Source organism: Microvirga makkahensis, assembly GCF_009830105.1.
GTDB lineage: Bacteria > Pseudomonadota > Alphaproteobacteria > Rhizobiales > Beijerinckiaceae > Microvirga > Microvirga makkahensis.
Genome location: NZ_WURB01000003.1, coordinates 309,972 through 335,598, shown reverse-complemented (window position 1 = coordinate 335,598; position 25,627 = coordinate 309,972). Strand labels below are relative to the sequence as shown.

General features: G+C 63.9%; 23 protein-coding genes and 1 pseudogene. 12 read left to right on the top strand and 12 right to left on the bottom strand.

Annotated features, from left to right (window positions below; all coding sequences use genetic code 11):
• Positions 1–82: 82 nt before the first annotated feature.
• The 3 genes and pseudogenes from GR328_RS06370 to GR328_RS28195 all read left to right on the top strand — a co-directional run.
• Complete coding sequence (locus tag GR328_RS06370) at positions 83–409, top strand: hypothetical protein (protein ID WP_160883681.1); 327 nt, start codon at positions 83–85, stop codon at positions 407–409.
• The gene (locus GR328_RS27965) at positions 406–678 is read left to right on the top strand and encodes an ATP-binding cassette domain-containing protein (RefSeq protein ID WP_160883680.1); all 273 of its coding nucleotides are present in this window, start codon (positions 406–408) and stop codon (positions 676–678) included. The genes GR328_RS06370 and GR328_RS27965 overlap by 4 nt, the downstream gene beginning before the upstream one ends.
• A 142-nt stretch (positions 679–820) precedes the next feature.
• A pseudogene (locus tag GR328_RS28195) lies at positions 821–1,984 on the top strand (ABC transporter permease); the annotation flags it as partial.
• A 95-nt stretch (positions 1,985–2,079) separates the two neighbouring features.
• Here the strand turns inward: GR328_RS28195 and GR328_RS27180 are convergent.
• Together GR328_RS27180 and GR328_RS06350 are read right to left on the bottom strand one after the other, a co-directional pair.
• Positions 2,080–3,198, bottom strand: a complete 1,119-nt coding sequence (locus GR328_RS27180) for an FUSC family protein (RefSeq protein WP_160883678.1) — start codon at positions 3,196–3,198, stop codon at positions 2,080–2,082.
• A gap of 323 nt (positions 3,199–3,521) precedes the next feature.
• Complete coding sequence (locus GR328_RS06350; RefSeq protein ID WP_160883677.1) at positions 3,522–3,896, bottom strand: SPW repeat domain-containing protein; 375 nt, start codon at positions 3,894–3,896, stop codon at positions 3,522–3,524.
• A gap of 99 nt (positions 3,897–3,995) precedes the next feature.
• On the opposite strand from GR328_RS06350, the gene GR328_RS06345 reads away from it, so the two are divergent.
• The gene (locus tag GR328_RS06345) at positions 3,996–4,247 is read left to right on the top strand and encodes a hypothetical protein (RefSeq protein WP_160883676.1); all 252 of its coding nucleotides are present in this window, start codon (positions 3,996–3,998) and stop codon (positions 4,245–4,247) included.
• 36 nt (positions 4,248–4,283) lie between these two features.
• Here the strand turns inward: GR328_RS06345 and GR328_RS06340 are convergent, their stop codons facing one another.
• Complete coding sequence (locus tag GR328_RS06340) at positions 4,284–4,529, bottom strand: hypothetical protein (protein ID WP_160883675.1); 246 nt, start codon at positions 4,527–4,529, stop codon at positions 4,284–4,286.
• A gap of 224 nt (positions 4,530–4,753) precedes the next feature.
• Here GR328_RS06340 and GR328_RS06335 point away from each other — a divergent pair, with 224 nt between their 5' ends.
• Positions 4,754–5,389: an SGNH/GDSL hydrolase family protein gene (locus GR328_RS06335; protein ID WP_160883674.1), complete on the top strand. Its 636-nt coding sequence runs from the start codon at positions 4,754–4,756 to the stop codon at positions 5,387–5,389.
• 232 nt (positions 5,390–5,621) lie between these two features.
• Positions 5,622–6,173, top strand: a complete 552-nt coding sequence (locus GR328_RS26835) for a hypothetical protein (protein ID WP_205789772.1) — start codon at positions 5,622–5,624, stop codon at positions 6,171–6,173.
• A 99-nt stretch (positions 6,174–6,272) separates the two neighbouring features.
• Here GR328_RS26835 and GR328_RS06325 read toward each other — a convergent pair whose 3' ends face one another.
• Complete coding sequence (locus GR328_RS06325; protein ID WP_160883673.1) at positions 6,273–7,472, bottom strand: mandelate racemase/muconate lactonizing enzyme family protein; 1,200 nt, start codon at positions 7,470–7,472, stop codon at positions 6,273–6,275.
• 310 nt (positions 7,473–7,782) lie between these two features.
• On the opposite strand from GR328_RS06325, the gene GR328_RS06320 reads away from it, so the two are divergent.
• The 5 genes from GR328_RS06320 to GR328_RS28190 all read left to right on the top strand — a co-directional run bounded on the left by GR328_RS06320 (position 7,783) and on the right by GR328_RS28190 (position 12,403).
• Entirely contained in the window at positions 7,783–8,280 is a 498-nt protein-coding gene (locus tag GR328_RS06320) for a TRAP transporter small permease (RefSeq protein WP_160883672.1), read from the top strand.
• On the top strand, positions 8,277–9,560 hold the full coding sequence (locus GR328_RS06315) for a TRAP transporter large permease subunit (RefSeq protein ID WP_160883671.1): 1,284 nt from the start codon (positions 8,277–8,279) through the stop codon (positions 9,558–9,560). Before GR328_RS06320 ends, GR328_RS06315 begins: the two co-directional genes overlap by 4 nt.
• Positions 9,561–9,598: 38 nt before the next feature.
• Positions 9,599–10,609 carry a TRAP transporter substrate-binding protein gene (locus tag GR328_RS06310; protein WP_160883670.1) on the top strand — a complete coding sequence of 337 codons (1,011 nt, stop codon included), beginning with the start codon at positions 9,599–9,601 and terminating at the stop codon, positions 10,607–10,609.
• A 100-nt stretch (positions 10,610–10,709) separates the two neighbouring features.
• A complete protein-coding gene (denD, locus tag GR328_RS06305) occupies positions 10,710–11,690 on the top strand; it encodes a D-erythronate dehydrogenase (protein ID WP_160883669.1) in 981 nt (326 codons plus the stop codon).
• 206 nt (positions 11,691–11,896) lie between these two features.
• Entirely contained in the window at positions 11,897–12,403 is a 507-nt protein-coding gene (locus tag GR328_RS28190) for an HU family DNA-binding protein (protein ID WP_160883668.1), read from the top strand.
• Between the two features lie 402 nt (positions 12,404–12,805).
• Here the strand turns inward: GR328_RS28190 and rpmG are convergent, their stop codons facing one another.
• The 5 genes from rpmG to parE all read right to left on the bottom strand — a co-directional run bounded on the left by rpmG (position 12,806) and on the right by parE (position 19,926).
• Positions 12,806–12,973 (bottom strand): 50S ribosomal protein L33, encoded by a 168-nt coding sequence (rpmG, locus tag GR328_RS06295; RefSeq protein WP_091138407.1) that lies wholly within the window; start codon positions 12,971–12,973, stop codon positions 12,806–12,808.
• 373 nt (positions 12,974–13,346) lie between these two features.
• Complete coding sequence (locus tag GR328_RS06290; RefSeq protein ID WP_160883745.1) at positions 13,347–14,072, bottom strand: NUDIX hydrolase; 726 nt, start codon at positions 14,070–14,072, stop codon at positions 13,347–13,349.
• Positions 14,044–14,532: a DUF983 domain-containing protein gene (locus GR328_RS06285; protein ID WP_160883667.1), complete on the bottom strand. Its 489-nt coding sequence runs from the start codon at positions 14,530–14,532 to the stop codon at positions 14,044–14,046. Before GR328_RS06285 ends, GR328_RS06290 begins: the two co-directional genes overlap by 29 nt.
• Positions 14,533–14,545: 13 nt before the next feature.
• Positions 14,546–16,870, bottom strand: a complete 2,325-nt coding sequence (rnr, locus tag GR328_RS06280; protein WP_246215714.1) for a ribonuclease R — start codon at positions 16,868–16,870, stop codon at positions 14,546–14,548.
• 992 nt (positions 16,871–17,862) lie between these two features.
• On the bottom strand, positions 17,863–19,926 hold the full coding sequence (gene parE, locus GR328_RS06275; protein WP_160883665.1) for a DNA topoisomerase IV subunit B: 2,064 nt from the start codon (positions 19,924–19,926) through the stop codon (positions 17,863–17,865).
• 249 nt (positions 19,927–20,175) lie between these two features.
• Here parE and GR328_RS06270 point away from each other — a divergent pair, with 249 nt between their 5' ends.
• Positions 20,176–20,361: a hypothetical protein gene (locus GR328_RS06270; protein ID WP_160883664.1), complete on the top strand. Its 186-nt coding sequence runs from the start codon at positions 20,176–20,178 to the stop codon at positions 20,359–20,361.
• Here the strand turns inward: GR328_RS06270 and GR328_RS06265 are convergent, their stop codons facing one another.
• From GR328_RS06265 to GR328_RS06255, 3 genes are all read right to left on the bottom strand, one after another.
• Positions 20,362–20,862: an MgtC/SapB family protein gene (locus tag GR328_RS06265; protein ID WP_160883663.1), complete on the bottom strand. Its 501-nt coding sequence runs from the start codon at positions 20,860–20,862 to the stop codon at positions 20,362–20,364.
• A gap of 1 nt (position 20,863) precedes the next feature.
• Complete coding sequence (gene topA, locus GR328_RS06260) at positions 20,864–23,557, bottom strand: type I DNA topoisomerase (protein WP_160883662.1); 2,694 nt, start codon at positions 23,555–23,557, stop codon at positions 20,864–20,866.
• Between the two features lie 137 nt (positions 23,558–23,694).
• Positions 23,695–25,329, bottom strand: a complete 1,635-nt coding sequence (locus tag GR328_RS06255) for an isovaleryl-CoA dehydrogenase (protein ID WP_160883661.1) — start codon at positions 25,327–25,329, stop codon at positions 23,695–23,697.
• Between the last annotated feature and the right edge of the window lie 298 nt (positions 25,330–25,627).

The following is a 25,627-nucleotide window of genomic DNA, read 5'->3' as shown; positions in this document are numbered from 1 at the left end:
TCGGCACCCTGGTGCTGTTCTCCATCGCGGAGGACCTCGTCGAAATCGACGTCGATATTCGGAGCTCCTCCTGCGCCCCGGCATGACGGCCACGGCGCAGATTTCGGTACAGGAGGTTCGGGATGCCGTGCTGGTGCCCAACGCGGCTTCGCGCTTCGCCCCGCCTGCTTCCACGGCCCAGCAGAGGCGTAGCCTCCCCGGCGCTCTTCTGCGGCGGATGCCGCAGTTCCGTCCCGCGAGCCAGAAAGCGGCGATGGGCGCGGACCGCAGAATCTGGGTTCTGCAGAACGGCGAGCCTGCTGCCGTTTCGGTGACGACAGGCGCCACCGACGGCCGGAAAATGGAGATCGGCCGCGTCGGCATCATGCCCGGTCAGCACGTGAGCGTGGATTCCGTGACGGCGAAATGAAGCCGGTCGGTATCGACAGAACGGGCCGCGGGCTCTTGCGCCGCCGCTTCCTCGGTTTCGTCTTCCAGGGCTTTAACTCCACTGCTCGCACGAGCGCCGTGGAGAATCTAGAACGCCGTCTGACGTATGGCGACATCTCGCACAGGGAGCGGCGGGAGAAGGCCCTCATGGCCCTGGTGCACGTCGGCCTGAGAGCCCGCGCGCATCATCAGCCGAGCGAACTCACCGGCGGCCAGCAGCAGCGCGTCGCCATCGCCCGGCCTCCGTGACGGAGTCTGCCGTGCTCCTCGCCGACGAGCTAACCGGCAACCTCGACAGCAAATCCACGACGAGATCATGGAGCAGACCTCTGGCTTATCGGGCAGGGCGTCACCGTCATCATGGTTAACCACGAACCCGACATAGCGACGTATGCCAGGCGCATCGTATGTTTCGTGGATGTCATCTCGACAGCGACAAGCGCAAGGCGGGGACGGCCTGATGCTGTTCGAGGCGATCGAGCCCGCGCTCTCCTCCATCCGTCGCAATGCGTTGCGCTCGTTTCTCACGGAGCTCGGCATCGCGATCGGAGTCGGCGTTCATCGCCATGGTCGCCATCGGCTAGGGCACCACCGCGAAGGTGACGGCGGATCTGTCCAAGCTCGGAAGCGATCTGCTCTTCGCCTCGCCCGGGCAGTTCGGTCTCAGTTGTGCGAGTTCGGATGCGCGTCCCTTCAACGCGCGCGATGTCGAAACCATGCACATGCAACTTTCCGCATCCGCGCGGTCGCTCCCGTCGTACAGAAATCGGTAATGGCCACCTACGGAAACGAAAGCCGCACCACGACGCCGGCCGGTACAGAGAACGAGGTCCTGATCACGCAGAACCGCGCTCTGACCTCCGGCCGCTCCTTCCTCGACGGCGAGGAGCCGGCCGGGCGGGCCACCTGCATCATCGGGCAGACGGTACGGGATAAACTTTTCGGCCATGTCGGCCCCCTTGAGTCCAGTATCCGCATCAACAAAATCTCCTGCGAGGTGATCGGAGTGCTGAAAGCCAAGGGCGGTCGAGTCTCGGCGCCGACAAGGACGACACGATCATCATGCCCATGCCCGTTCCAGTGTCCCGTCGCGGGCAATACGGATATCGGGCGCGTCTATGTTTCGGCTCGGGACGATGCTGACCCGTCGAAGGTGCAAGCCAGCATCGAGCACCTGCTGCGTAAACGGCGCGGCATCACGGGGGACGGTTTCACCCTCCGCGGAATGAAGCAGGTGGTGCAGACCATGGCCGGGACCACAGCGGTTCTCACCGGGCAACTCGGAGCCTTGGCGCCGGTGTTCCTGCTCGTCGGCGGCAACGGCATCATGAACATCATGTTCGTCCTCGTCACCGAGCACACGCGCGAGATCGGCATCCGTCTCGCCGTCGGTGCTCTCGAAGGTCAGGTATTACTGCAGTTCCTCGCGGCGGCCGTGGTGCTCTCCCTGGTGGGCGGGATCGTCGGCATTCTGCTGGGCCTCGGCCCCGTTGCGGCTGCCAACGTGTTGCAGGTTTCGTTCCTTATCGGTCCCTCCATCATCCTCATGGCCATCGGGCGCTTGGCACCGGTTGGCGTGGTGTTCGGCTATTGCCCGGCGCGCCGCGCGGCACGCTTCGATCGAGCGGCTCCGCCACGAATGGGAGCCTCTCATCCCGCCGCTTCGGCGTTCCCTTTCTGCGCCAGCTCTTCTGTTCGGGCGAGCAGATCGCTCACGTTCTTCCGGAACTGCTCGAAAGCAAAGCCGAGGGCAAAGACCTGTCCGAATCTGCCATAGGGAAGATCCTGGGAAAACGCATGGGAGCGCAAGGACTCCGTCTCGCTCATGAAAGCGCGAAGGGCTGCCTCGAAAGTCCCGGCGTTCGGCGGCGGTGTGCGCGTCCGCAAGGATTGGGCAATGTCCAAGAGGAGGGCGCAGGTTTCATCCCGGAGGGCTCTTAAGGAAGGGCCGAGTCTGTCGAGGATACGCTCCGGAAGGGGGCTCGCAGAGGCGCGGCCAATCATCACGAGATCGTGGCGCACCCGATAGAGCGTGCGGATGAGAGGCTCCGGATCCGGCGCGCCGGTGAGATGGCTCCTACGCTCGCGCGCGGCCTCCTCGGCGGCGGCTTCCGCCTTCTTGAGGGCGGCGCGGATCCGCGGATGGATGGTTTGCAGGGCGCTTCTGCCCTTCGGTTCCGCCAGGAGCTCGCTTATATGGAGTTCGATCAGACCGGCATTGAGCGAAACGACTCTGGCGGCTGCCTCCATCATCAACGTATGGGCCCGTGCCGGCACAACGAACAGGGATATGACGACGCCCACGACGTTGCCGAGCGTGATCTCCGCTACCCGGTCGACGGCAGCGGAGATGGGGCCGATGGCTTGACCGGTCGGCGGCAGAAGCATGATCAGCCCGGTCACTGGCGCCACGCGAAAGCTCGGCCAAATGGACGCGAGAAGCGCCAGGGGAAAAAGCCCGAGGATGACGGCAAGCCCCATGCCGAGTGGCGATTCGTGCGGGACCAGCGCCGCGACCAAGCCCCCATAGGCGGCCCCCGCGAGCGTGCCGAGGAAACGCTCGATGGCCGCCTTCAGCGATCCGCCGAGGCTGGCCTGCGTGACCACGACGGCGGTGATGGCCGCCCAATAGCCCTGCGGAAGGCTGAAGAACTTCGTGATGGCGTAGGCGAGGGTGCCGGCGACGGTCACGCGCAGTGCGAGCTTCAGCTCCGCCTGACGCGCTCCGATCCGTCCCGCTGCCGTGCCAATCCACCCTGACCATGCCATGCGAATCTCCGAACGCACAGCATAGAGGGTGGTTCGCAGAACGGGCTATGCGCCTTCAGCCCATGAGGCCAGCGTCTCATCCCCCAGCACCTGAAGGCTGGAGCCGCAATCGGCACAGGTGCCGAGCTCTGGCGATGCGATCATGTGCATGGTGCGGCATTCCGGACAGCCCTTCATCGCCATCCGGAGCATTCCGTGCATCTGACTCGCGCCTTGTCGATGGGCCTCGCTGACTTGAACAGCTTGTTCGAACATAGTCGCCTCCCTGGAGGGAGACAATGTTACTCTCATGCGAGTCCGCCGGCAAGCGAAGATGAAGGGAGTCAGGCAGGCTCGCGATGTCCGGTGGCGAGCGTGACTTCCGTGCGGGTGACGAGGCTCGCCGCGACTGAGAAGAGCCCGAACAGAACATGTGGCAGGTAAACTCGGCCGGAAAACCCGAGCAGGAAGGGGGAGGCGGCAAGCAGGGCGCCTGCGACGCCGTCCAGCATCAGATGCAGCGTCATGGGCAGGATGCGCAGCACTCCGAGCTCATAGGCGGTGAAAGCGGAGTAAAGAATGGCTCCCACGCCGAAGACGATCGCAACCCATTTAGCCGTGGTCGTATCCGCGAAGCCGAACAGCCAGGGAGATGCGAGGAGCGCGACGCCCCAGGAATAGTCGATCGCACCGTGGATACGGGTGGGAAGAAAACGCATGGTTCGGTCTTTCGCTCATCGGCAGCGGACCAACGTGGTGGGGCTGGGCCTGTTCCGGCATAGGCTTGTGCCGGGGCGGGACCGCGCTAGATCGGAGCCATGGGCAGAATTCAATGGCAGCAGGACGCCGTCGCCGGCGTGCCGCTCAAGCGTCACAAGGGCTTCGTGGGACCGGTCGAGGTTGGCAGCGTGGCCTATGACGGCAGCAACAGGTTCTGGATCTGGTCGACGCCACTGCAGGAGGATGCCTGGGGCTATGGGCCCACGGAGGAGGCGGCCAAAACAGCCCTTGAGCACTGGCTCGTTGCTTGGCTCGGAAATTTCAGGTCCTTCTTTCAAGCTGACGCGTGAACGTCAGCTCGATGGAATGCGCTTCGCCGGCAGCGCTCAGACCCGCGTCGCGCGGCCGCGTCCCAGAAAATAATACAACAACCCGGCGACGACGATGACGGCGAGAACGACCCACAGCCAAGTCATCGTCTCTCCATCGCCGGCAGCCTCCGGGGCTGCGGGCGATGCGGTTCCGGCTCCTGTGTCGCCGGGAGGGGGGCTCGGGGTTGTCTGCGCCATGGCCAGAGCGCTCCAGGCCGTCAGCATCAGCGTCAGCAACGATACCTTGATGGTCTCGATCATCCGTCCTTCTCCCAAGGCACGATCACTCAACCTGTCAACGTCGCCTGAAGCAGGCTGTTCCTGAGAAGCAGCGCGTGGAGGTCGCCGGAACACGCGGCTCCTTCGTTTGTTTCCCGCGACGGCGCCTGCGGGCCGTTAGTCCGGAGGAAGACCATCTATTATCGCCAGGGATATGCCGCTACGTAATGATATAATGAATCGAAACCAAACAGCGAGGACTTTCGATGAGCCACGTCGTTTTGCTCGGCGACAGCGTGTTCGACAACGGCGCTTACGTGAGGCCCGGAGAACCGGATGTCCTGGCGCAGGTTCGGGCCAGCCTTCCCGCAGGCTGGCGGGTCACGAGGAACGCCGTCGACGGGGCAACCACGACTGGTCTCGAGCGCCAGCTCGCCCATCTGCCCGACGATGCTAGTCACTTGATCCTGAGCATCGGCGGCAATGACGCGCTGGGCAGCAGCCCCATTCTCGGCGAAAGTGCCCGTTCCGTCGCGGAGGTCATGTCCCGGATCGCCGACATTCGGGACTCCTTTGCCCGCAGCTACGGCAAAGCTCTGGATCAGGTGATGGCTCGCCGTCTGCCGACAGCGCTCTGTACGATCTACGACGGGTGCTTTCCAGATCCGGAAGAGCAGCGCCAAGTTGTGACGGCCTTGTCGGTCTTCAACGATGTCATTACGCGCGAGGCCTTCCTCCGAAGGCTGCCCCTGATCGATCTGCGGCTGATCTGCGATCAACACGAGGATTACGCAAACCCCATCGAGCCTTCAGCGAAAGGCGGCGCCAAGATCGCGAATGCGATCGTGGAAGTCGTGGTGGGAGATATCCTCTTCCCCCGATCTCAAGTCTATGCGCACTGAGCGGCCGCCGGCCTTTCGAAAACGGTTTTCGACTCTGACTATATCAGAGGAAGGTGGATTACTTTATCGCCTGCTCTGCTTGGCAGTATTCGCCAATTTGTTCATGAATATGAACGAAGTATGAATGGTAATCGAAATACTAAGAGTAGTAGTGCCTGCTCATGAAACCTTTTTTAAATTTGCAGATTGGTTAGGCACGAATGCTGCTCGCCATTTCGGAACGAGGTTTGTCATGAAGAAGGTGATCCTGCTCTCGAGTGCGGCTTTGCTGGTCGTTGGGAGCATCGGCTCGGCTGAAGCACAAAGAGTTTATCGCGGTGACGGGTGGCGCGGCGGTCACCATCATCACCATCATCGCGGCTGGGGAAATGGCGGTGCCTTGGCCGCGGGCCTGATCGGCGGTGCGCTGGTGGGGGGGCTCCTCAGCGCCGCTGCGACTCCCGCCTACGGCTATCCCGCCTATGGATACCCGGCTTACGGCTACCGCTACGGGTACAACTATCCCGCCTACAGCTATGGCTACGGCTATCCCTATAGCTACGGCTACTATGCGGCTCCCGTCGCGACCCGCGTGGTCTATGCTCCGCCAGTCTATCGTACGCAGGTCGTCTATCGGGAGCCGGTCTATCGCACCCGTGTTGTCCGTCGCCAGCCGCAATATCGCACGCGGACCGTCTACCGCCGTGATGGCCGACGAACCCGGGTCGTCCGAGCCGTCCGCCGCGATGTGGTCACCACCGGCTCCATCCGTGAGCGTCGCGCCGTCCGGGTGAACTATCGCTGAGATCGGAGCGATCGGCACCTGAGGCCGCCTCTGGAAAGGGGCGGCCTCGTCATGTCGGGGTGGCGTTTGCCCTGCAGAAAGCAATCCGCTCCCTCGCGCCTACGCTGAATCGGTCACGCGAACGATGGCGTCCGGACGGGTCCGGATCTCGGGCAGCAGCTCCAGGCCGAGGCCAGGCTTCATGTTCACCGTGACCTCTCCCTTTGTGACCGTCGGCAAATCCGTGACCAGTTCCGTGTACCAGCCGGTATAGAAGGCGCGGACGCTTTCCTGGATGAGTGCGTTGCGGGCGTGCAGGGAGAAATGGCAGGACGCGGCGTAGACCACCGGTCCGGTGCAATCGTGCGGAGCGACCGGAACATGCCAGGCTTCCGCCAGGGCCGCGATCTTGCGTGCTTCCGTCAGGCCTCCGCACCAGGACAGATCGAGCATCGCCACGCCCGCGACGCCGGTTTCGAGATATTCCCGGAAAGCGTGGGTGTACGACAGGGTCTCGGAAGCGCAGACCCAGGCCTTCGAGTGCCGCGCGTATTCCTTCAGGTCGCCGACATTGTCGAGGCGGAAGGGGTCCTCGTGCCAGTAGGTGTTGAATTCCGCGAGCGCGCCCGCGAGCTTCTTGGCCATCGGCAGGCTCCACAGGGAGTGAAACTCCACCATGATGTCCATCCTGTCGCCGACGGCGTTGCGGATCCTGGCGAAGGGTTCCAGCGCGGTGCACAGTTCCTCCGGCGAGATGTCGTAGCCGTTGCTGCGCTCGGCTGCGACGTCGAAGGGCCAAATCTTCATGCCGGTGATGCCCTGCTCCAGAAGCGAGTGAGCCAGGTCCTCGGCATGGTGCAGAAAGGCGTCGAGATCCTCGTAGTCGCCTTCGGGCTGCCCGATGCCCCAGTTCGCCACCTTCTGCGCGCGGCTGTCGCGGATGTACCGGTAGCCGGCGCAGGTGTTGTAAACGCGGATCCTGTCTCGCGAGCGGCCGCCCAGCATGTCGCAAACGGGCTTGCCATGCGCCTTGCCGAAGATGTCCCAAAGGGCGATGTCGATGGCGGAGTTGCCACGGGTTTCCACGCCCGCGGAGCGCCAGCCGAGGTAGTTCTGCAGGTCGCGATGAATCCCTTCGATCTGAAGCGGGTCGCGTCCGATCAGCTTCGCCGCCACCGTCTCGTGGATGTAGGCCTCGACGGCGGCGGCACCCATGAAGGTTTCCCCAAGCCCGATGATTCCCTCGTCCGTGTGAAGCCGCACCCACACGATGTTGGCGAATTCTCGAAGGCGGATGGTTTCGACCTGGGTGATCTTCATGAGCGTCTCCCGCAGCTGCGTCCCTGGAGCGGCGCCGGGGCAGGGGTGAACGATTCCCGGTTCACCTGAGAGCATATGCAAACTGGCGCCGGAAGATCTACCGAAACCAGTGCCGAAGCCGAGTATACATAAGCCTGATGTGTAACACCGGTGCGGGATAGCGTCTTATACCATTAGCCGATTTCACTTCCTTCCTGCTCGTCTTGAATAATTCACCCTTGCGATCAGAATAGCACCAAATCGATAAAACAGCGCGGGAGGAGCAGTGAGCAGGATAGGAGCCTTCTTCTTCAGAGGCTTGGAAGGACTCATGGTCTTTCTGCTGGCCGGCATGGTCGTCATGGTGTTCGGCAATGTCGTGCTGCGATACCTCCTCGACACGGGCATCGACGTGTCGGAGGAGATGTCCCGCTTCTTCTTCGTCTGGCTCACCTTCATCGGCGCGGTGGTGGTCGGGCGGGAGAATGCCCATCTGGGCGTTGAGACCCTCGTGTCGAGGCTCGGAGAGCAGGGCCGAAAGGTCTGCATGATCCTGTCCGACATCTTTGTGATCATCTGCTGCGCCGTTTTCTTCTGGGGCACCTGGCTGCAGGCGGAGATCAACGCCACGAACTATGCCCCTATCACCGAAATCTCGATGCTCTGGGTCTACGGCATCGGGTACTTTACGAGCGTCGGCCTCGGCCTGATGGCCGCGTTCAGAATTCTGAGGGTGCTCACAGGGCGGGTCAGCGAGCGGGAACTCCGGGCCTTCGCCGGCGACTACAGCGATGACGAGGCTCATGCCTTGAGGGAGCGGCTCGAGTGACGATTCTCGTCTTCCTCTTCTCCCTGCTTGGGGCGATGGCGCTGGGAATGCCGATCGCTTTCGCGCTCATCGTCTGCGCGCTCGCGCTCATGCTGTGGCTCGGCAATTTCGACAGCCAGATCGTGGCGCAGAATATGATCATCGGTGCCGATAACTTCCAGTTGCTGGCGGTCCCGTTCTTCCTTCTCGCAGGGGAGCTGATGAACGCGGGCGGCCTGTCGAAGCGCATCGTCAACTTCGCTCTCGCGTGCCTTGGGCATATTCACGGCGGACTGGGTTATGTCGCCATCGTCGCGGCGATCATCCTCGCCGCCCTGTCAGGTTCGGCTGCGGCCGATACGGCGGCGCTAGCGGCGATCCTGATCCCGATGATGCGCAACGCGGGATACGACATTCCGCGATCGGCAGGTCTCATCGCGGCGGGCGGCATCATCGCGCCCGTAATCCCGCCGTCCATCGGTTTCATCGTGTTTGGGGTCGCAGCGAACGTATCGATCTCGCAGCTGTTCCTGGCGGGCGTTGCTCCAGGCATCATGATGGCCCTGTCGCTCGTCGTTGCGTGGTGGATCGTCAGCCGGAAGGACAAGCTGCAGACAACGCCGCGAACGACCATGCGGGAGCGCGGGAAGGCTTTCGTCGACGGATTCTTCGCCCTGCTGATGCCGGTGATGATCCTAGGGGGCATCAAATGGGGCATCGTCACGCCCACGGAGGCGGCCGTTCTGGCGGCTGTCTATGCCTTCGTTATCGGCATGTTCGTTTACCGCGAGCTGACGCCGTCGATGCTCTACGGCATCCTCTTGAGAGCGGCCAAGACCACGGCCGTGGTGATGTTCCTCGTCGCCGCGGCGCTGGTGTCCGCCTGGCTCATCACCCAGGCCAATATTCCCGCCGAGATCAGCAACCTGATCCAGCCGCTCATGGGCAACCAGACTCTGCTCATGTTCGTCCTGATGTTCCTGGTTGTCATCGTGGGCACGGCGTTGGACTTCTCGCCTACCGTGCTGATCCTGACGCCCGTCCTCATGCCCATCGTGAAGCAGGCGGGCATCGATCCGGTCTATTTCGGCGTCCTGTTCATCATCAACAATGCAATCGGGCTGATCACCCCGCCGGTGGGCATCGTGCTCAACGTCGTGAGCGGCGTCGCCCGTGTTCCAATGGGAGCCGTGATCAAAGGGGTCAATCCCTTTCTGATCGCGCAGCTCGTCGTGCTCGTTCTGCTCATCGTCTTCCCAGACCTCGTGATGGTGCCCCTGTCATGGCTGAGGGGGCGGTGAGCAGTGGGGAAAGAACAAACAACGGAGAGGAAACCACAATGAAAGCTTTGAAATACGCACTCGCCGCGGGCGTCGCGGTCACGCTCCTGTCGGCGCTTCCGGCTGCCGCGCAGTTCACGGAGCGCAATATCCGCCTGTCGAATGGCGTCAACGAGGATCACCCGAACGGAAAGGGCGTCGAGACATTCAGAACCTGTCTCGCCGACAAGTCGGGCGGCAAGATGAAAGTTCAGGGCTTCTGGGGCGGTGCCCTGGGCGGCGATCTCCAGGCCACGCAGGCTCTGCGCTCCGGCACCCAGGAAATGGTGGTCACGTCGAGTTCGCCGCTCATCGGCATCCTGCCGGAACTCGGCGTCTTCGATCTGCCCTTCCTATTCTCCAACGAGAAGGAGGCCGACGCCATCCTCGACGGGGAATTCGGAAAGCATATCGACGCGAAGCTCGAAGGGGTAGGGCTCGTCAATCTCGCCTATTGGGAGAACGGCTTCCGCAATCTCACGAACTCCCGCCGTCCGGTGGAGAAGTGGGAGGACTTCAAGGGGCTGAAGGTTCGCGTCATGCAGAACAACGTGTTCCTCGACACGTTCAAGAACATGGGCGCCAACGCGGTGCCGATGGCCTTCGGCGAGGTGTTCACGGCCCTTGAGACCAAGGCGATCGACGGTCAGGAAAACCCGTTCGTGACCATCGACACTTCCAAGTTCTACGAGGTGCAGAAATATCTGTCGGTCACCCGTCACGCCTACACGCCCTTCCTGGTTCTCTACTCCAAGAGGCTGTGGGATGACCTGTCGAAGGATGAGCAGGCGGCGCTTCGCGAATGCGCCGTGAAGGCCCGCGACGAGCAGCGCAAGGTCTCCCGTGAGCTGTCCCAAGCGTCCCTCGAGAAGATCAAGGGCTCTGGCGTCATCGTCAACGAGCTGAACGAGCAGGAGGCCAACCGTATGCGCGATCAGGCGAAGGCCGTGTGGGAGAAACACGCTTCCACCATCGGTCCCGAGACGGTGAAGATGATGCGGGACGAACTGGAAAAGATGCGCAAGAAATAACGCATCCCGCCTTCATCGAGGCCACGCCGTCCGGAGCTTGGCGCTCTGGACGGCGTGAACTGCCGTTGAACACTGCTCTTTCCAACGAAGATCTTGAACCATGCGGATTCTCATTCTCGGGGCGGCCGGAATGGTCGGCCGGAAGCTCACCGACCGGCTTGTCGAAGAGGGGCAGCTGAACCGGCAGGCGATCACGCGCATGATCCTGCACGACGTCGTGGAGCCCGTCGCTCCACCGGCCCCCTTCGAGGTTACGGCGCTCGCATCCGACTTTTCTCAACCCGGCGAGGCCGAGAGGCTCGTGGCGAGCCGCCCGGACGTCATCTTTCATCTTGCCGCCATCGTCTCCGGCGAGGCGGAAGCGGATCTGGAGAAGGGCTACAGGATCAATCTCGACGGCACACGCTTTCTCTTCGACGCCGTCCGTCGGGTGGGCGACGGCTATCGTCCGCGACTGGTCTTCACATCCTCCATCGCCGTATTCGGCGCTCCGTTCCCGGAGGCCATCGGCGACGAATTCTTCCTCACGCCGCTCACGAGCTACGGCACGCAGAAAGCGATCGGCGAATTGCTCCTCGCCGACTATACGCGGCGCGGCTTCTTCGACGGCGTCGGCATCCGCCTTCCCACGATCTGCGTGCGCCCCGGCAAGCCCAACAAGGCAGCCTCCGGTTTCTTCTCGAGCATCATCCGCGAGCCCTTGAACGGTCAGGAGGCGGTGCTGCCCGTGCCGGAGGATGTGTGCCATGCCCATGCGTCACCACGCTCCGCCGTGGGGTTCCTCGTGCATGCGGCCACCATCGACACCGACGAAATCGGCCCGCGCCGCAATCTCACCATGCCGAGCGTTTCGGTGACCGTTGCGGAGCAGATCGACGCATTGCGGCGCATCGCCGGCGACAAGGTCGCGTCCAGGATCCGCCGTGAGCCTGATCCCGACATTATGCGCATGGTGGCCGGATGGCCGCGCCGCTTCGATGCAAGTCGCGCCGAGAGCCTCGGTTTCAGGGCGGAGAAGAGCTTCGATGAGATCGTTCGCCTGCATATCGAAGATGAACTCGGCGGCAGGATTGCGGGTTGACCGGTACTGTCACCGCGTTCCCGGGCACTCGTTCTCTTCGTACCGGTGGAGCGTGACAGGCGATTAACATGCGGTTTTCAAGGCAGTTTGCGCATTCCCCTGCCATTTCCCTTGTGGAAACGGCACTCCGGCAACTTGGAACTTTGTTCCCAATCTCTATGCAGATAGTGCTAAATATGCGTATGGCCTCGTGAAAGGAGTTTCCAGTGGCAAAGACTGCAACCAAGAAAGCCCCGGCCCGCAAGGCCGCAGCAACCAAGGCGACCAAGGCTCCGGCTAAGAAGGCGGCGGCCAAGACGACGGCCAAAGCAGTCGCAAAGCCGGCGGCCAAGAAGCCAGCGAAAGCTGCCGCTTCGAAGGCTCCTGCGAAGATCTCCGCGAAGACCTCCGCGAAGGCGGTTGCGAAGAAGCCCGTGAAGGGGCCGGTGTCGAGCAACGGCATCTTGACGCTGCGGCACATTGCTGAGGCGCTGTCTGAGATGCATGAGCTTCCGAAACGCCAGATGAACGAGATGATGACTCAAGTCGTCGACTTCATCGCCAAGAGCCTGAAGAAGGGCGAGAAGATCCGCCTGACCGGCCTCGGCATCCTCCAGGTTCGCAAGCGTGCCGCCCGCATGGGCCGCAACCCACAAACCGGGGAGCCCGTGAAGATCAAGGCTTCGAAGAAGATCGCCTTCCGCGCCGCGAAGGACCTGAAGGAATCGATCTGAGACTCCAGCGGCAGTGCGGCGGCAGAGTTCGTCGCACTGCTGTTTCGCGGGCCTCGCCGCGCCTCGGGCGCAGGCCTGCCCCTGCTGAGCTCCGACCGAGCGCAAGCCGAATGCAGGACGGCGACAAGGAACGACTTTCCTTCACCCCGACGACAGCCCTCATGGCTTATCTAAGATGCCGGCTGCGTCCGTGCCCACAGAACCCTGAGGTTGGCATTCGGTGGTCCTTATCTCCGCATCTCCATCGCAAAAGCGCCGGCCCGCAGGGCTTCGCGCGTGATGAGAAAGAGGTGCTTGTCCCATCGCATGGATGCCGGGCTCCTTGGTTTAAGCAAGCCGCAAATGAAAAAGCCGCCCCGATGAGGAGGCGGCTTTCCGATTCTGCGGCTGCTCGCAGGAAGCTTACTTGATCTTGGCTTCCTTGAACTCCACATGCTTCTTCGCGACAGGGTCGTACTTCTTGAACGACATCTTGTCTGTCATCGTGCGGGAGTTCTTCTTCGTAACGTAGAAATAGCCCGTGTCGGCGGTGGAGACGAGCTTCACTTTGATCGTTGCGGCTTTGGCCATGGGTTGGACCTCTTGTTCAGTTGCAACGCGCTCGGTTGGCCCCGCGGCGTAGCCGAAACGCAAAGGCCGGGCGAACCCGGCCGGAAAATCGTGACGTTCCCATGCCCGATTATGGCGCTTCCGTCAAGGGTTCCGGGAGAAGGGCAGCGAGATTTCCCCTTGGAGGAGCGGCCGACGTCTTGCCTCTAGCGGCCCTGGACTTGATCAGGGGATCAGGCCAAGCGATCCCGCTTCCGGATGGAGCCGCGTTCCACGGGTCTGGATCACCAGCCTGGAGCCGGTGATGACGCGGCGGGCTTCCTATGGAATGGAGCCGTCCTCGCTGGCGAGGAGATCCGTACGAGGCGGTGGCATCTCCACGTAGCGAAATTCTTTAAAGCAGCTCCCGCACGAAATGGCCGTTCTTCTGATAGAAGAAGGGCACAGGGAGCTGATGGCCGAACCCGGCCGCGATCCGGGCCTCCAGTTCGCCGAGGAGGACGCCCGTAATGGGAGGGAGATCGAGCTTTCTCGCCTCGGCCACGGTCACCCAGGCCAGTTCCACAAGCTCGGAATCGGGTCCGACGACTCCTTCGATCTCATGGGCCACGGCGCTCCGGTCGACCGCGAAGAAGCGGGTGTCGAACCGTTTGACGCGCTTGGGCGGAGTGATGGCCCTGCCGACGAAATGCAGCGCTTCCAGGTCCGGGAACACCCCGTGCTCCCGGAAGGCTTCCCATGGGGTGCCGGCGGGTACCGATTCAGGGCCACCGTAATCCCTGGTGCCGAGCAGGAGACCAGTTTCCTCGAAGGTTTCCCGGATGGCCGCCAGTGCCAGCGCCCGGCTGCGCTGGATGGATGGTCGGCTGACCCGCGCCATGAGGGCCTGCTCCGCCCGCGGATTCAGGGCGCCGGCAACTGTCATGGACCGGTCGCCCGCCTCGATGCGGCCGCCGGGAAACACGAACTTGCCGGGCATGAATTTGTGCCCGTCGTGGCGCCTGCCCATGAGAACCTTCGGGTGCCTGACCCGTCGGTCGATGATGATGAGGGTCGCGGCGTCGGCGGGGCGAAGGGCGGGAGCGTTCGCCTTACGCTCCCCGGCGACCAGCGTATCCATTCTGGTCAGTGTCTGCGCGTCCGTCACCCCGGTCCTCCCTGTCTGCTTGCCTCAACTGGCGGGCCGCGCCGAAGCCGTGCATTCCTAGCGCGTATTGGAGCCCTACGACAGCCCCCTTGACGGGCTGAAGAAGCAGCAGGGCCAAGACGACGGTCAGAAGGGGCCAGATCGCCAGATGCGCCCAGAGGGGCATCTCCATCCTGGTTTCCGTCGTGAAGATGCCGTAGCCGATCAAGTGGCCAACGAGGGTGATCACCAGATAGGGCGGCAGGTCGTCGGCCCGGTGATGGTGAAGTTCCGTGCCGCAGGCATCGCAGCGGTCCACCACCTTCAGGAACCGGCCGAAGAGGCGGCCCGTGTCGCAGGCCGGGCAATGCCCGCGAAAGCCTCGTTTCATCGCGGGCACGGTTCTCACTTCCTCTGCCATCGCCGGAGAGGCCGTATGCATCGTCAGGGGCATTCTCGCTTCCTTATCAGGCGCGACCGCGCCGTTTCACCTTCACGCGGGTGGGAGCGCGGCGGCCCGAAGCCGCCTTCGCGGGCTTCTTGGCTCCGCGCGGAGGACGTTTCGCAGCCTTGCGACCGCCTGCGGCCTTGCCCGTGAAACGGCCCTTGGTGAGCAGCTCGAACCGCAAGGCGCCGGCTACGGGTGCCGCTTCTACCAGCTTCACCTCCACCTTGTCGCCGAGGCGGTAGGTCTCACCCGTGTGCTCGCCGCGCATGGAATGGGTCTTCTCGTCGAAGCGGTAGTAATCGTCGCCAATGGTGGCTGCCGGAACGAAGCCGTCAGCGCCGGTCTCACTCAGCTTGATGAAGAGGCCCGCCTTCGTCACTCCAGAGATCTGGCCGTCGAACTTGGCCCCGATACGGTCGGCCAGGAAGTGCGCGATCAGACGGTCGATTGTCTCACGTTCCGCCGCCATGGCGCGCCGTTCCGCCGCCGAGATCTTGGCGCTGATCTCGATCAGCTCTGCGCGGGTGGTGTCGGGTGGCAGCCCATCCTTGCCGAGCCTGAGGCCGGTGATCAACACGCGGTGGACGATGAGATCCGCGTAGCGGCGGATCGGAGAGGTGAAATGGGCATAACGCTTCAGGTTGAGGCCGAAATGCCCGTAATTTTCCGCCGAGTACTCAGCCTGGGATTGCGAGCGGAGCACCACCTCGTTGATGAAAAGCTGGTGCTCGGTGCCATCGACGCTACGCAGGATCCGGTTGAAGAGCTCGGGCTTGAGCGCCCCTTGCGTCGGCAGCTTCAAGCCGATGGAAGCCAGCACTTCGCTCAAGGCCCGCATCTTCTCCAGCGAGGGTTCGTCGTGGACGCGATAAATCAGGTCGGATTGCGCCTTCTCCAGAGCCTCGGCCGCCGCGACGTTTGCGAGGATCATGAACTCCTCGATGAGCCTGTGTGCTTCGAGCCGCTCCGGAACGAACACGCGGTCCACCGTGCCGTCGGGCTTGAGCACGATCTTGCGTTCGGGCAGGTCGAGATAGAGCGGCTCACGGATGTCGCGGGCCTTCCTCACACAGGCATAGGCCGCCCAGAGGGGTTTCAGGATCGTATCAAGGATCGGCGCCGTCACCTCGTCGGTTCGGCCGTCGATGGCGGCCTGCGCCTGTTGGTACGAGAGCTTGGCCGCCGAGCGCATCATGACCCGGTGGAAGCTGTGGCGGAGTTTGCGGCCATCGGGGCCGATCACCATCCGCACGGCGAGAGCGGGGCGGGGCACGTGCGGACGCAGGGAGCAGAGATCGTTCGAAATCCTCTCGGGAAGCATCGGCACGACCCGGTCCGGGAAATAGACCGAATTGCCGCGCTCCTGCGCCTCGCGGTCCATGGCTGATCCGGCCCGCACATAGGCGGCTACATCCGCGATGGCCACGGTGATGACGAAGCCGCCCTGGTTGTGCGGGTCTTCGTCGCGAACCGCGTGGACGGCATCGTCATGGTCCTTGGCGTCCGGCGGGTCGATGGTGACGAGCGGCACGTCACGCCAATCCTCGCGGCCCGCCATGGAGGCGTGCTCCGCCCGCTCGGCCTCCTCGATGACGGCCTTCGGAAACTCGCTCGGGATGTTGTGGGCATGGATCGCGATGAGGCTCACGGCCTTCTCGGATTTGATGGAGCCCAGTCGCTCCTTGACCTTCGCGTGGGGCAGGCCATAGCGGCCGTGCTTCACGACCGAGGCGGCGATGAGATCGCCGTCCTGGGCTCCGGCCTCGTCGCCGGGATTGATCTGGAGCTCCTGCTCGCGAGCCTTCTTGTCCACCGGGATCAGCCGGCCGCCGCCCTCGGGCATCGCGCGGAAGATTCCGAGTACCTGCGCCTGCTTCTTGGCCAAGATCTTCGTGACGCGGCCTGCATAATGATGAATGTCGCCGCTCTTCAGCGGGTCGACCCGCAGCAGAGCCCGGTCCCCCACCCCGGCCGCCGGCATTCCCGGCCTGTGCTTGCGCGGGGGAATGATGACGATGGTCGGGATGAAGCCGTGCTCCTCCTCGTCCCATTCGGTCGGCACGGCGACCAACTCGCCGTCCCGGTCCCGCTTGACGATATCGGCCATGACCATCGGCGGCAGCTGGCCCGCCTTGTGGACGCGCTTGCCCCGGCGGTTCACCGCGCCTTCGTCTTCCAGCTCTTTCAGCACCTGCTTGAGCCAGATCCGGTCGCCGCTCTTGATGTTGAACGCCTGTGCGATCTCGCGCTTGGTCACCTTGCCGGGGGCCTCGGCAATGAAGGTGACGAGATCCTCCCGGGACGGGAGTGCGGAGGAGGAATGAATTTTGGAACGTTTGGCCAAGGGAAAAACTCGTTGAGTTCGTCGGGTCTTGTCGCATGCAAGCTTGGCCGCGGCTAGTCCGTGGCTTTCACCCTGGGGATGACGCGCGAGCGGCGGCATGGATCCATCGGAACCATAAGAGCCCTTCAGGGCAAAAAAAAAGGCTCCTTTGAGGAGCCTGTGAGGGACCGGCCCGTGGGGGCAGAATGGGCCGGTGATGCTTATCAACGACCGGGTTCAACGTTGGTTCCAAAAATTCTTCATAAAAATTTCAAGGAATTTTCATCTTGGCGCAAGTCTTTGAAAGAGCTGCCAAATTCTTCCTGGAGATTGGCCGTGCACGAGGTTGGGCGCCGCATCCGGCTTGAACAGCGGGCAGGGAGTACATGGCGCTGGCCGGCGGATTCCAGCCCCCTCGGATATCAGACCTGCTTGGTCGGAGACGATGGAGCGCGTTCCGGGCCCATGCAGCGGTTCGCGCGCGAGAGCATCGGACGTGGGAAGTGCTCCGCCGCCGGAACGTGATCCGATGCCCCACCCGATGTGGAACAGCGTATCGTGAAAGGCGGAAAGTCGGGTCCATCGTTCCGCACGATGGGCTAGAGGCAATGCCGAATCCACAGATTGCGCTCTCCATAGAGACCCTTGCCGGAAACCAGGTCGGTTCGGCGGGGACATGTGCGCGTGGAACCCAGTAGGAGCCTCTGGCCGGGAAGGCCATGCCGGTCCAGCTCTCCCGGGCCCTGACGGGAGCCTCGATCACCATGGAACGCAGCGCCATCTTGACGGTACGCACTCCCAGACACCAATGGGCCCGGATCCAGGAGCGAAGAGCATGCCGTCCCGGCCCTTCCAGGAGCAGTACTCCTGGAAGGGCTGAATGGGATATTGGGCTTTCCGCGACGGCCGTATCGGGGCGACTAGGGCCGCCTGACCTGCTGCGACAGCCGATTGTATCATTGCCTGGATCGGGCGCTCTGCCAGACCGGTTCCCCGCTTGTCCGGTCGAACGATCAAATATCCAGGTCTGCCTCGTCGGTGAAGGCGGCGCGCTCCTGGATGAAGGTGAAGCGGGCTTCGGGCTTGTTGCCCATCAGGCGTTCCACGGCATCGTTGGCCTCCGGCCGGTCGTCGGCCGCCACGACTACCTTCAGAAGCAGGCGCTTCTTCGGATCCATGGTGGTCTCCTTCAACTGGCCCGGCAGCATCTCGCCCAAGCCTTTGAAGCGGCTGATCTCGACTTTTCCGGAACCCTTGAACACCGTCTTCAGCAGCCGGTCGCGATCGGCCTCGTCGCGGGCATAGGCCGATTTTGCGCCCTGGCTGAGGCGGTAGAGCGGCGGAACCGCGAGGTAGAGATGGCCGCCGTCGATGAGCTTCGGCATCTGCCTGTAGAAGAAGGTGATGAGGAGCGTCGCGATATGTGCGCCGTCCACGTCCGCGTCGGTCATGATGATGACCTTCTCGTAGCGGAGGTCCGCCTCGCGGTAAGCCGAGCCCGTGCCGCATCCCAGCGCCTGAACGAGATCGGAGATCTGCTGGTTCTGGTGCAGCTTGTCGCGGCCGGCGGAGGCCACGTTGAGGATCTTGCCGCGCAGGGGGAGCACGGCCTGGGTGGCGCGGTCGCGAGCCTGCTTGGCCGAGCCGCCGGCCGAGTCGCCCTCGACGAGGAAGAGTTCGGAGCCCTTGGCGCCCGCGTTCGAGCAATCCGCCAGTTTGCCGGGCAGGCGCAGCTTGCGGGTTGCCGTCTTGCGGGCGACCTCCTTCTCCTGGCGACGGCGCAGGCGCTCCTCGGCCCTGTCGATCACCCAGTCGAGAAGCTTGTTGGCCTGCTGCGGGGAGGCGGCGAGCCAGTGGTCGAAGGTATCCCGGATGCCGTTCTCGACGATGCGGCCTGCTTCCACAGTCGCGAGCTTGTCCTTAGTCTGGCCCTGGAACTCCGGCTCGCGGATGAACACGGAGAGCATCGAGGCGCAGGTGGCCATCACGTCGTCGGTGGTCACCGCGGCCATTCGCTTCTGCTGGCCGACGCGCTCCGCGTGATCGCGAAGACCGCGCAGCAGCGCGATGCGCAGGCCGTTCTCGTGCGTGCCGCCTTCCGGCGTCGGCACCGTATTGCAGTAGGAGGTGGAGAATCCGTCCTCGTTCGACATCCACGCGACCGCCCATTCCAGCGAGCCGTGGCTGCCGGGCTTGGTGATCTTGCCGGAGAAGATCTGGTCCGTGACCAGTTCCTTCCCCTCGATGTCGTGGAGCAGGTAGTCCCGCAGGCCGTTCGGGAACTTGAAAACCGCTTCCGCCGGGACGTTCTCGATGCCCTCGATGAGGGAGCGGGCGCATTTCCAGCGGATTTCGACCCCGCCGAAGAGATAAGCCTTCGAGCGCGCCATCTTGAATAGGCGGCGGGGCTGGAAGCGGGCGTCCTTTCCGAAAATCTGCCAGTCGGGCTTGAACCGCACCTTTGTTCCGCGCCGGTTGAGCACGCGGCCCACCGTCTCGAGCTTGCCCTGGGGGATGCCGCGGGAGAAGACCTGCCGGTAGAGCTGCTGGCCGCGTGCGACCTCGACCTCGAGGGTTTCGGAGAGGGCGTTCACCACCGAGACGCCGACGCCGTGCAGGCCGCCGGAGGTCTCGTAGACCTTCGAGTCGAACTTGCCGCCCGCGTGCAGCGTGGTCATGATGACCTCGAGCGCCGACTTTTTCGGGAACTTGGGATGCGGATCGACCGGAATGCCGCGCCCGTTGTCGGTCACGGCCAGCCAGCCGTCTTCCTCCAGTTCGACCTCGATGAAGGTGGCGTGGCCGGCCACCGCCTCGTCCATGGAATTGTCGATCACCTCGGCGAAGAGGTGGTGCAGGGCCTTCTCGTCCGTGCCGCCGATATACATACCCGGGCGGCGGCGGACGGGCTCCAGCCCCTCCAGCACCTCGATGGCGGACGCGTCATAGCCCGCCTCGCCCGGCGTGCCTTGCTGCGGCGCAGGTGCGGCGCGGGAGGTTTTCACGGCAGCCGTTCTGGCCGTTGCAGGCGCGGAGCGCTTCGCGGCTGCGCCCCCGAAGAGATCGTCGTTATCCATTGGGACCTTGGTCCGTTTCGATGATTCGCGTTTGTTTACACTATTTCTCATTCCGTTTTTATACGAGAACAAAACGGAAACGGGAAGGCGATTTAGGTCACAAGCCACAAAATGCCGACGTTGAGAACCCTGGTTCGGTCAGTATCCCGATTGCCTCTAAAGGATGTCTTTCAACCGTCATCAGGAACTGTTTAGTTACCATTCACGTTGGTTGAGTAAGCATGGGCTTGACGCAGAACGAGGGCGACGATGCGGACGACGATGGGATCGGCTCAGAAACTTCACCTGGACCGCGCAGCACGCACCGCCGGAGAGGCGTTCGCCTTCGACGAGCCGGATAACGCTCCGGCTGCCAAGAGCGGCACGATCGGCTCCAGCCTGCTGTGGCTCTCCATCGCCGCCGTCGCCGTGCTCGGCCTCGGCTTCGCGTTCTGATTACTCGTCATCCTGAACGACCTTCTCGCGGCCCGCAAACAGGCGGGTGAGCCAGTTTTCCAGCGGCTTGCCGAACGTCAGCATGAAAAGCGTCATCGCAGTCCCGGCGAAGGTGATGAACCAGGCGCCGAGGCCCGCCGTCACCCCGAGGGCGGCTGCGATCCACACCGTCGAGGCGGTGGTCAGTCCCTGAACCTCCCTGCCGTCGCTGGCCTTGATGATCGCTCCGGCACCCAGGAAGCCGAGGCCCGTCAGGATACCCTGGACGACGCGGCTGACCGCGTCCTGCCCGAAGTGCAGCCCCTCATAGACCGAGCCCGAGAGAATCACCGTGGCGGAGCCGAGCGCCACCAGACCCAGGGTCCGCATGCCGATGGGCTTGTTGTGGATGTCCCGGTTCAGCCCGACGGCCATGCCCGCGAGGGCTGCCACGGAGAGGCGAAGCAGAATCTCGACCTGATCGGCATGGTCCACCAGGAACCAGGACAGCCATTCACTCATCTCATTCGGCCGCCTTCGCGGCTTTCTTGATCGCGGTTTTCTTCGCGGCAGGCTTCTTGGCGGTCGTCTTCTTGGCGGCGGTCTTCTTCGCTGCCTTCTTGGCGGGAGCTTCCTTCGCCGCGGCCTTTTTGGCGGGCGCCTTGCGGCCGCGCGCGGACTTCTTCGACGGACCGGCGGCCCGGCGCGCCTTCAGAAGCTCGATGGCCTCGTCGAGGGTCACCGCGTCGGCGGACGTTGTCCTCGGCAGGGTAGCGTTCGTCTCCCCGTCCGTCACATAGGGGCCGAAGCGCCCGGCTTTCACCACGATGGGCTTGCCAGACTCAGGATCGTCTCCCAGCGGACGGCCCGGGTCTGCGGCGCGACGGGCACCGCCGCCGCCGCTTTCCTTGGTGACGATCAGGTCGATGGCGCGATTGGCGCCGATCTCCAGCACGTCGTCGCCGGGGCCGAGATTGGCATAGGTCTTGCCGTGCTGAACGTAGGGGCCGTAGCGCCCGATGCTCGCCAGGATCGGCTCGCCCGTTTCCGGGTGGGTCGCCACCTGACGCGGGAGCGAGAGGAGCTTAAGCGCCTTCTCCAGATCGACCTGCGACGGAGCCAGCCCTTTCGGCAGCGAGGAGCGCTTGGGCTTCTCGCCCTCGCCGAGCTGGACGAAGGGGCCGAAGCGGCCGTCGCGCAGGGTGACCTGCTGTCCGGTTTCCGGGTCGTCGCCCAAAATCCTCACCCCGGGTGTGCCGCCGTTTTCCGATGAGCCTTCGCCGTCGCCTTCGACGCCGGAAGCAGCGAGCTGGCGGGTGTATTTGCACTCCGGGTAGTTCGAGCAGCCGATGAAGGAGCCGAATTTGCCGAGCTTGAGGGAGAGCTGGCCCGTGCCGCAATTCGGGCAGGTACGCGGGTTCGAGCCGTCGCCCTTGTCGGGGAAGATGTGCGGGCCGAGTAGCTCGTTGAGCGCGTCCAGCACCTCTGTGGTGCGCAGCTCCTTCGTCTCGCCGATGGCGGCGGAGAAGTCGCGCCAGAACTCGCGCATCACCTGCTTCCAGTCGATCTCGTTGTTCGAGACCCGGTCGAGCTGCTCCTCCAGATCGGCGGTGAAGTCGTATTCCACGTAGCGGCGGAAGAAGCTCTCCAGGAAGGCCGTGACGATGCGGCCCTTGTCCTCGGGCACGAGGCGCTTCTTCTCGATGCGCACGTATTCGCGGTCACGCAGGGTCTGCAGGACGGCGGCGTAGGTGGAGGGGCGACCAATGCCGAGCTCCTCCATGCGCTTGACGAGCGAGGCCTCCGAATAGCGCGGCGGCGGCTCGGTGAAGTGCTGGGTCGCGTTGATGCGCCGGCGTTCCAGGGAATCGCCCGCCTTCATGGGCGGCAGGCGGCCTTCGTCCTCGTCCGCTTCGTCGTCCTTGCTCTCATTGTAGAGAGTGAGGAAACCATCGAACTTGATCACTTGGCCGGTCGCGCGAAGGTCGAGACTGCGCGGCCCGACCTTGGCCAGAATGTCGGCCGTGGTGCGCTCGAGTTCCGCCGATTCCATCTGGCTCGCCAAGGTGCGGGTCCAGATGAGATCATAGAGACGGGCCTGCTCGGGCTCCAGATACTTCGCCACATATTTCGGCAGGCGGCTCATGTCGGTCGGACGGATGGCTTCGTGCGCCTCCTGCGCGTTCTTCGCCTTGGTCGAGTATTTGCGCGGGACGGCGGGCACGTAGCGGTCGCCGTATTCCTTGCCGATCACCCGGCGGGCGGCCTGCACGGCCTCCGGGGCCATGTCGACGCCGTCGGTACGCATATAGGTGATGAGGCCGACCGTCTCGCCGCCGATATCAACACCTTCGTAGAGACGCTGGGCGATGCGCATGGTCTGCGCGGGGGCGAGCCCCAGCTTGCGCGAGGCCTCCTGCTGCAGGGTCGAGGTGGTAAATGGCGGGTAGGGGTGGCGCTTGGCGGGCTTGGCCTCGATATTAGCCACCGAGAAGGTCGCCAGCTCCAGGTCCTTCTTGAAGGTTTCCGCGTCCTTGCCGTTGCCGATGTCAAGGCGCTGGATCTTCTTGCCATCGGCGCCCACGAGGCGCGCGTCGAACACGCCGCCCTCCCTGGTCGCGAGCGTCGCCACGAGGGACCAATATTCCCGCGGCTTGAAGGTCTCGATCTCCAGCTCCCGGTCGCAGACGAGGCGAAGCGCCACCGACTGCACGCGTCCGGCCGAGCGCGCCCCAGGCAGCTTGCGCCAGAGGACGGGGGACAGGGTGAATCCTACCAGGTAGTCGAGGGCGCGGCGGGCCATGTAGGCATCCACCAGCGCCTGATCGATCTCGCGCGGCTGGCGGAGCGCCGTCTGCACCGCGTCCTTGGTGATGGCATTGAAGGTCACCCGCTCGACCGGCAGGTCCTTCAGCGCCCGTTTCTCGCGCAGGGCCTCGACCACGTGCCAGGAGATCGCCTCGCCCTCACGGTCGGGGTCGGTGGCGAGGATGAGCTTCTCGGCGCCCTTAATCGCCTTGGCGATCTCGGAGACCCGCTTCGAGCCCTTGTCCTCGAGGGTCCAGATCATGCGGAAATCGGCATCCGGGTCGACCGAGCCGTCCTTGGCGGGCAGATCGCGGATATGCCCGAAGGAGGCCAGGACCTCGTAGTCCTTGCCGAGATATTTATTGATCGTCTTGGCCTTTGCAGGCGACTCGACGACGACGACTTTCATGGACGACTTCCCGTAGATGGCCGCGAGCGGATGCTCAATATTGTGTTGTAGGAGGCGGCGGTCGGTGACGACCGTCAGAGGCGCGATAAGTGGTTGATGATCGAGGACAAGTCAAATCGGCCGTTCCGCGCCTATTGTTATATGGTGACGAAGGCCCGCTCTGCCAAGGGGGGTGCGGCGTCTCCCAGGTCGTTGGCTCCGGTCATGCGAGCGGGCTGCGAGAGCCTCGTCAGGGCGTAGCTTTCGGTGATCGGGGAGGGCGCGGAGCGCGCCAGGGCCGCCGCCGCTGCCAGGGTGAAGAGGCGCTCGGCAATGAACCGGGCCTTGCCCTCCGCCTCGGGAGATTGAAGGGCGAGAACGATGTCCCGGGCCGTCTCGGAGGCTCCCGGCAGGTCTCCCGCATCGGCCATGAGTCGTTCCAGGACGGAGGCCGCCAGCTCCGGCTCCCTCCTCTCGACACGCAGCAGGTCGAGGGCGATCACGTTGCCGGACCCTTCCCAGATCGCGTTGACCGGAGCCTCGCGGTAGAGCCGGGGCAGGGGACTCTCCTCCACGTAGCCGTTGCCGCCAAGGCTTTCCATGGCCTCGTAGAGGAGCCGGGGCGCGGCCTTGCAGATGCCGAACTTGGCCGCTGGCGTGATCAGGCGGGCATAGGCTGCCTCGTGCTCGTCCTGCGGCGCGAGGTCGAAGCTGCGGGCCGTGCGCAGGGCGAGCGCCGTCATGGCCTCGTTCTCCAGGGCGAGATCGGCCAGCACCATCCGCATGGCCGGATGGTCGATCAGCTTCTTCTGGAACACGCTGCGATGATGGGCGTGGTGCATGGCGAGCGTCAGGCCCATGCGCACGAGCCCGGCGGAGGCGACGGCGCAGTCGAGCCGGGTGAGCTGAACCATGGTGATGATGGTGCGAATGCCCGCGCCCTCCTCGCCGATGCGCCAGCCGAAAGCCTCCGTGAACTCGACCTCGGAGGAGGCGTTGGAGCGGTTCCCCAGCTTGTCCTTGAGCCGCTGGAGGCGCAGCCCGTTCAGGGAGCCGTCCGGCCGGAAGCGGGGCACGAGGAAGCAGGTGAGGCCGCCGGGGGCCTGGGCCAGCACCAGAAAGGCGTCGCACATAGGTGCGGACATGAACCATTTGTGCCCGGTGAGCGCATATTCGTCACCAACGGTCGGGACGGCGCGGGTGCTGTTGGCGCGCACATCCGTGCCGCCCTGCTTCTCCGTCATGCCCATGCCGAGGGTGACGGAGCTCTTCTCCCAAAAGGGGACGAAGCGCGAATCGTAGTCGCGGGAGCGGATCCTCGGCAACCATTCGTTCAGGCGGGCGGGCGCGGTCGCGAGCGCCGCCGCAGACGCGTGGGTCATGGTGATGGGGCAGACATGGCCGCTTTCGACGCCTGCCGCGGTGTAGATCCGCGCCGCGCGGGCCGCATGCTCGTGCCCGCTCCCGGGTTCATCCCAGGTGGAGGAATGGAGGCCGTCCGCCATGCTGGCCCGCATGAGCGCGTGATAGGCCGGGTGAAACTCCACCGCGTCGATTCGAAAGCCCCGCGCGTCGTGCGTGCGCAGCTTCGGCGGATTTTCGTTGGCCAGACGCCCGAGATCGAGCCGCTCCGGGCTCCCCCAGACTTCACCGAAGGCGATGAGGCCTTCCGTTTGAGGATCCACGCCGTTGGCCTTCAGAGCGTCCAGGAGCGGCCGGTCTCCCGCCACCAGGTTCACGCCGCCGAAGGGTGGGGTCTGATTGAAGATCTCGTGGGTTTGGAATGCGGACATGCGGCCACCCTGTGAGTCGTTCATTCATATAGTGCGCTCGGCGAACACCAGAAACGTCCTCAATCTTGCGCGGGAACGGGTGGACGGCGGAACCGGCTCGCTCCTGTCATCCCCGGCCCTGTGCCGGTGATCCCGATCCGTTGAGCGGTGCGCTGTTCGTCATCGGGATGGCCGTCCCCGGATCAGGTCCGGGGACGGCCATGACGTTGTTCCGCCGTCGTACGTGGAGCATGCGCCGCACTCTGGCCGTCCGGTCCTCCACATCCAAGCCTTTCCGCAGACGGAAAGAACAATGGGC

Excerpts from the sequence above, each read along its gene's own strand:
- GR328_RS06310 (WP_160883670.1), top strand. The coding sequence starts at position 9,599 with ATGAAAGCTTTGAAATACGCACTCGCCGCGGGCGTCGCGGTCACGCTC.
- GR328_RS06255 (WP_160883661.1), bottom strand. The coding sequence starts at position 25,329 with ATGTCCGCATTCCAAACCCACGAGATCTTCAATCAGACCCCACCCTTC.
- GR328_RS06325 (WP_160883673.1), bottom strand. The coding sequence starts at position 7,472 with ATGAAGATCACCCAGGTCGAAACCATCCGCCTTCGAGAATTCGCCAAC.
- GR328_RS06340 (WP_160883675.1), bottom strand. The coding sequence starts at position 4,529 with ATGATCGAGACCATCAAGGTATCGTTGCTGACGCTGATGCTGACGGCC.
- GR328_RS06370 (WP_160883681.1), top strand. The coding sequence starts at position 83 with ATGACGGCCACGGCGCAGATTTCGGTACAGGAGGTTCGGGATGCCGTG.
- GR328_RS06350 (WP_160883677.1), bottom strand. The coding sequence starts at position 3,896 with ATGCGTTTTCTTCCCACCCGTATCCACGGTGCGATCGACTATTCCTGG.
- topA (WP_160883662.1), bottom strand. The coding sequence starts at position 23,557 with ATGAAAGTCGTCGTCGTCGAGTCGCCTGCAAAGGCCAAGACGATCAAT.
- GR328_RS27180 (WP_160883678.1), bottom strand. The coding sequence starts at position 3,198 with ATGGCATGGTCAGGGTGGATTGGCACGGCAGCGGGACGGATCGGAGCG.
- denD (WP_160883669.1), top strand. The coding sequence starts at position 10,710 with ATGCGGATTCTCATTCTCGGGGCGGCCGGAATGGTCGGCCGGAAGCTC.
- GR328_RS26835 (WP_205789772.1), top strand. The coding sequence starts at position 5,622 with ATGAAGAAGGTGATCCTGCTCTCGAGTGCGGCTTTGCTGGTCGTTGGG.
- GR328_RS06285 (WP_160883667.1), bottom strand. The coding sequence starts at position 14,532 with ATGCCCCTGACGATGCATACGGCCTCTCCGGCGATGGCAGAGGAAGTG.
- GR328_RS06335 (WP_160883674.1), top strand. The coding sequence starts at position 4,754 with ATGAGCCACGTCGTTTTGCTCGGCGACAGCGTGTTCGACAACGGCGCT.
- GR328_RS06265 (WP_160883663.1), bottom strand. The coding sequence starts at position 20,862 with ATGAGTGAATGGCTGTCCTGGTTCCTGGTGGACCATGCCGATCAGGTC.
- GR328_RS06345 (WP_160883676.1), top strand. The coding sequence starts at position 3,996 with ATGGGCAGAATTCAATGGCAGCAGGACGCCGTCGCCGGCGTGCCGCTC.
- GR328_RS06320 (WP_160883672.1), top strand. The coding sequence starts at position 7,783 with ATGGTCTTTCTGCTGGCCGGCATGGTCGTCATGGTGTTCGGCAATGTC.
- rpmG (WP_091138407.1), bottom strand. The coding sequence starts at position 12,973 with ATGGCCAAAGCCGCAACGATCAAAGTGAAGCTCGTCTCCACCGCCGAC.
- GR328_RS06290 (WP_160883745.1), bottom strand. The coding sequence starts at position 14,072 with ATGGATACGCTGGTCGCCGGGGAGCGTAAGGCGAACGCTCCCGCCCTT.
- parE (WP_160883665.1), bottom strand. The coding sequence starts at position 19,926 with ATGGATAACGACGATCTCTTCGGGGGCGCAGCCGCGAAGCGCTCCGCG.
- GR328_RS27965 (WP_160883680.1), top strand. The coding sequence starts at position 406 with ATGAAGCCGGTCGGTATCGACAGAACGGGCCGCGGGCTCTTGCGCCGC.
- GR328_RS06270 (WP_160883664.1), top strand. The coding sequence starts at position 20,176 with ATGCGGACGACGATGGGATCGGCTCAGAAACTTCACCTGGACCGCGCA.